Origin of the sequence: Sphingomonas sp. FUKUSWIS1, assembly GCF_000733135.1 — a bacterium.
GTDB lineage: Bacteria > Pseudomonadota > Alphaproteobacteria > Sphingomonadales > Sphingomonadaceae > Sphingomonas > Sphingomonas aerolata.
The window spans coordinates 1-4,891 of sequence record NZ_JPJC01000136.1 but is presented as its reverse complement, the minus strand read 5'-3'; the positions used below and the strand labels follow the sequence as shown (position 1 = coordinate 4,891).

Annotated in this window: 4 protein-coding genes and 1 pseudogene; 1 reads left to right on the top strand and 4 read right to left on the bottom strand. The window is 67.9% G+C overall.

Annotated elements, in window-relative coordinates; translation table 11 throughout:
• From sphsw_RS09255 to dapA, 4 genes are all read right to left on the bottom strand, one after another.
• The coding region (locus tag sphsw_RS09255; RefSeq protein ID WP_042466981.1) for a M13 family metallopeptidase at window positions 1–1,865 on the bottom strand (1,865 nt) is incomplete at its 3' end.
• A gap of 92 nt (window positions 1,866–1,957) precedes the next feature.
• A complete protein-coding gene (locus tag sphsw_RS09250) occupies window positions 1,958–2,443 on the bottom strand; it encodes a DUF2062 domain-containing protein (RefSeq protein WP_042466983.1) in 486 nt (161 codons plus the stop codon).
• Window positions 2,444–2,521: 78 nt separating this feature from the next.
• Window positions 2,522–3,004: an SsrA-binding protein SmpB gene (smpB, locus tag sphsw_RS09245; RefSeq protein WP_031395420.1), complete on the bottom strand. Its 483-nt coding sequence runs from the start codon at window positions 3,002–3,004 to the stop codon at window positions 2,522–2,524.
• Between the two features lie 115 nt (window positions 3,005–3,119).
• Window positions 3,120–4,019 carry a 4-hydroxy-tetrahydrodipicolinate synthase gene (gene dapA, locus sphsw_RS09240; RefSeq protein ID WP_031440356.1) on the bottom strand — a complete coding sequence of 300 codons (900 nt, stop codon included), beginning with the start codon at window positions 4,017–4,019 and terminating at the stop codon, window positions 3,120–3,122.
• A 58-nt stretch (window positions 4,020–4,077) separates the two neighbouring features.
• Between dapA and sphsw_RS09235 the strand changes: the two are divergent.
• Window positions 4,078–4,891, top strand: a pseudogene (locus tag sphsw_RS09235) (lytic transglycosylase domain-containing protein); the annotation flags it as partial.

Here is a 4,891-nt window from a genome sequence, read left to right as displayed (position 1 = left end):
TCGATCACCGGCGCGGGCTTGCCGCCGAGCGAGCGGTGATAGGCGTCATAGGCGACGGTCAGCCCGGCGAGATCGGCGATGTTCTCGCCGAGCGTCAGGCCGCCCTGGACGTGCAGCCCGGGCAAGGGCTCATAGGCGTCGTACTGCTTGACCAGCGCGTCGGTGAAGACCTTGAAGCGCGCGACGTCCTGCGGCGTCCACCAGTCCGTGAGCTTGCCGCTGGCGTCGTATTTGCGGCCCTGATCGTCGAAGTGATGGCTGATCTCGTGGCCGATCACCGCGCCGATGCCGCCATAGTTGATCGCCGGGTCCGCCTTCGGATCGAAGAAGGGCGGCTGGAGGATCGCGGCTGGGAAGACGACCTCGTTCATCGTCGGATTGGCATAGGCGTTGATCGTCATCGGCGTCATGAACCATTCGCCGCGATCGATCGGCTGGCCGAGCTTCTTGAGGTCGCGATCATAGTCGAAGGCGTTGGCGCGCGCGACGTTACCGACGAGATCGCCGCGCTGGACCTGAAGCGCGGAATAGTCGCGCCAAGTGTCCGGATAGCCGATTTTGGGGGTGAAGGCGGCAAGCTTGGCGAGCGCCTTGGTCTTGGTCTCGGGCGCCATCCAGGCGAGGTTGCGCAACCGGTCGCCCATCGCCGCGATGACGTTCTTGACGAGCTGATCGGCGGCCGCCTTCGATTCCGGCGGGAAATATCTGGCGACATACTGCTCGCCGATCGCCTCGCCCATCGCGCCCGACACGGTCGAGACGCCGCGCTTCCAGCGGACCTGCTGCTCGGGCGTGCCCGACAGGGTGGTGCCGTAGAAGCCGAAATTGGCCTTGTCGAAATCGCTCGAGAGATAGGGCGCATAGGCGCGCAGCACCTTGAGCATCGCGTAATCCTGAAGGACGTTCACCGGGGTGTCGGCAAAGACCTTCGCTTCGCCCGTCAGCGCGCTCGGCTGTGCGACGAGGTAGAAGGGACGGCCGGTGACGCCCATCGCGGTCATGTACTGGGCCCAGGGGAAACCGGGCGCCTTGGCCGCGAAGTCGGCGGCGGTCCATTTATTGTAGGTCTTGTCCGCGTCGCGGCTTTCGATCCGCGTCCAGTGCGCGGTGGCGAGGCCCTTCTCCATCGCGAAGACCGCCGCGGCGCGCGCGGCGGCGTTGGGCTCGCCTGCGAGCGTCAGCATCTGCGCGAGATACGCCTGATAGGCGGTGCGGACCGCGGCGAGCTTGGCATCGTCCTTCAGATAATAGTCGCGATCGGGAAGCCCGAGGCCGCTCTGGCCGAAGCCGACGACATAGGTGGTCGGGTCCTTGTCGTCCTGCTGGACGCCGACGCCGACGAGCCCGCCGACCCCCTGGCGCTGCAGCTTCGCGATCTGGGTGACGAGCGCGGTCTTGTCGGTGGTCGTCTTGAGCGCGGCGAGCATCGGCTTCACCGGGCCCGCGCCCTTCGCATTGACCGCAGCCTCGTCCATGAAGCTCGCGTAGAAGTCACCGACCTTGTCGCCGGGCTTCGCGGTCGCCGCGTCGAGGATCGTCCGGGTGCGCTCGAGCGACAGGTCCTGGAGGACGTGGAACATGCCGTAGGACGAGCGATCGGCGGGGATCGGCGTCGCCTTCTCCCAGCCGCCATTGGCATAGTCGAAAAAGTCGGTGCCGGGCTTCACCGCGGTATCGCGCCCGGCCATGTCGAAGCCGAAATCGCCGATCTGCGGCTTGTTCGCATCTTTCGGCGCGACGGGACCGCTGGCCACACCGGCGAGCGCCGGCGACGGCGCGGCCCGTCGGGCCGGGGTCTGACTGGTCTGGGCCGAGACCGTTGCGGCGGAGGCGAGCAGAATGGCGGTGACAATCGACGTACGCATCAAGGACCCTCGGGGAAGAACTTCAGGATGCGGTGTGTTCTACGCCGATAAGACGCTCCGTCAATTCGTCGGGCGACAGATAGTGACGATTGTTACGATCCGCGATTATCGTGCCGGTGCCGCCACTTGCGGGCAATCCACAGCCGCCAGCCGAGTGCGCTGAGCGCATAGCCGCCGATCGAGGCCACCACGGTGATCGCCAGCAGACCGAGCGCGGTGGCGGGGCCGGCCTGCATCAGCCAGGGGATCCAGTCGGCTTGCGCGGCGGCTTCGGCGACCGGCTGGCCGGGGACGTGCGCGTCGATCCGCAGCATCCACGACCCGATCCAATAGGCGGCGATCCAGAGCGGCGGGGTCGTCAGCGGATTGGTGATGAAGGTGGTCAGCGCGGCGGTCGGCACATTGGCGCGGAACGGCAGCGCGAACAAAGCGGCGACGGGGGTCTGCGCGACCGGGACGAGGATCCCCGCGACCATGCCGAGCGCGACGCCGCGCGGCACCGAGCGCCGGGTGAAGCGCCACAATTCGGGCGCGAGCACGCGGTGCGCGACGGGGCGCAACAGGCGGTTGCGCTCCATCGAATCGCGGGTCGGCAGATTGCGATGCGACCACGCCGCGAGGCGCCCGAAGAGACCGACCGGCGCCCTGGTCACGGCTTATCCACGATCCCGCATGATCCGGCCCTGCTCGCGCTTCCAGTCCTGTTCCTTCACCGAATCGCGCTTGTCGTGGTTTTGCTTGCCCTTGGCGAGCGCGAGCTCGACCTTCGCGCGGCCCTTGGAATTGAAATAGATCATCAGCGGCACGAGCGTCATGCCCTGGCGCGCGACCGCGCCGAACATCTTGTTGATCTCGCGCTCGTGCAGCAGCAGCTTGCGCGGCCGCTTGGGCTCATGGTTGAAGCGGTTGCCGTGGCTGAATTCGGGGATGTTCGAATTGACGAGCTGGACCGTGCTGCCCTTCACCTCGGCATAGGCCTCCGCGATCGAGCCTTCGCCCCCGCGCAGTGCCTTCACCTCGGTGCCGGTCAGCGCGATCCCCGCCTCGAACACCTGCTCGATATAATAGTCGTACCGAGCGCGCCGGTTCTCGGCGACGATCTTGGTCTTTTCGAAGGTCGGGGGTTTGGGGCGTGCCATGGGATGCGCGATGTAGGAGGTCGGAGGGCGAAGGGGAAGCGGGCGTCGTATCGCGTTGGACGTTAATTGTCGGTCCTCCCGTCATCCTGACGTGCGTCAGGATGACGGACGGGGATCAGACCAGGCCGGCGTGCGCCAGCGCCGCGTCGACCGCGGCGCGCGAGGCGTCGCCCGCGGGGGTCATCGGCAGGCGCAGCGTCTCGGGGAAGCCGGCCCGCACCCGCGCCATGGCGTATTTGACCGGGCCCGGCGACGCGTCGGTGAACAGCGCGTCGTGCAGGGGATAGAGACGGTCCTGATAGGCGAGTGCCGTGACGAAATCGCCCGCCTGGCACGCCGCCTGAAACTCCGCGCAGAGCTTCGGCGCGACGTTGGCGGTGACCGAGATGCAGCCGGTGCCGCCCATCACGTTGAACGCGAGCGCGAGGTCGTCGTTGCCCGACAGCTGGCAGAAGTCTGGCCCGCAGGCTTCGCGGTGTTGCGACACGCGCGCGAGCACGCCGCTGGCGTCCTTCACGCCGACGAACACCTGCGGAAAGGCGGTAACGACCCGCGCCAGCGTCGCGGGCTGGATGTCGGTGACGGTGCGGCCGGGCACGTTGTAGAGGATGATCGGCAGCGGCGCATCGGCGGCGAGCGCCTCGAAATGCCGGAAGATCCCCTCCTGGCTCGGGCGGTTGTAATAGGGCGGGACCATCAGCGCGGCATCGGCGCCAGCCTCAAGCGCCGCACGCAGATTGGCCGAGGCGACGCGTGTGTCGTTCGACCCTGCCCCGGCGATCACGGGCACGCGACCCTTCGCCTGATCGACGCAGACGCGGACGACGTGGAAATGCTCGTCATAGGACAGGGTCGCTGCCTCGCCCGTGGTGCCGCACGCGACCAGCGCGGACGAGCCCTCGGCGATCTGCCACTCGACGAAATCGCGATAGGCGCGCTCGTCGAAAGCGCCGTCCGCGGCGAACGGCGTGACGAGCGCCGGGATCGACCCGGCAAAGGAAAAACCTGCAAACATCGGTATATTGCGCTCCTGCCGCGCTGAATTCGGGCGTTTCGTTCAGGACAGATACGGGTTGAACTGCTATCCTGTCCACATGGTAGCATTGGCGTTCAAATCGAGCATCGTCCTGGCGGCTTTGGCCGGCACGGCGGTATCTTCAGGGGTCGGACAGGAAACGCTCGACCGGTACCGAACGCAGCTTTCGAATATCGGCCCGCAGGCGCAGCCGATGGCGAGCGACGGCGCGATCGCCTCGACGATCGCGCAGTGGCGCGCACTGCAACAGACCGATGCGCTGCCGTTCGACAGCTATGCCGGGTTCCTGATGGCGCATCCCGGCTGGCCGAACGAGACCGCCAATCGCCGCGCGGCGGAGCGGCAGGCGGCGATCGGCAGCGGTGCGGCGGGCAGCGTCGTCGCATTCTTCACGCGCTATCCGCCGCAGTCCGCGGCGGGCAATCTCGCTTATGCGCGCGCATTGCAGGCAACCGGGCAGCGCGACCGGGCCTATGCCGCGGTGCGCACCGCATGGCGATCGGGCGGGCTGACGCCGATCGATCAGGTCGCGGTGACGACGGGCTTCCCCGGCGCGCTGTCGCCGGATGATCAGGATGCGCGGATGGACGCGCTGCTCTGGTCGGGGCAGACGAGCGCAGCGCAGCGGCAGATCCTGCTGGTGAGTCCCGCCAAGCGCGCGCTGTTCGAGGCGCGGCTCGCCTTCCGGACCAATGCGCCGAACGCGTCCGATCTGTCGGCGGCGACGATGGAGACGTATCGCGGCGACGCCGGCTATGTCGCCGACCGCGCGGTGTGGCTGCGCAACAGCGGCGCGAGCCCGAGCGCGCGGGCCTGGCTCGCGCGGCCGCGGGCGCTGACCACGCGGCCGG

What these genes read in the sequence shown, in the direction of transcription:
- dapA (WP_031440356.1), bottom strand. Translation starts at nt 4,019, where the DNA reads ATGTTTGCAGGTTTTTCCTTTGCCGGGTCGATCCCGGCGCTCGTCACG.
- sphsw_RS09250 (WP_042466983.1), bottom strand. Translation starts at nt 2,443, where the DNA reads ATGGAGCGCAACCGCCTGTTGCGCCCCGTCGCGCACCGCGTGCTCGCG.
- smpB (WP_031395420.1), bottom strand. Translation starts at nt 3,004, where the DNA reads ATGGCACGCCCCAAACCCCCGACCTTCGAAAAGACCAAGATCGTCGCC.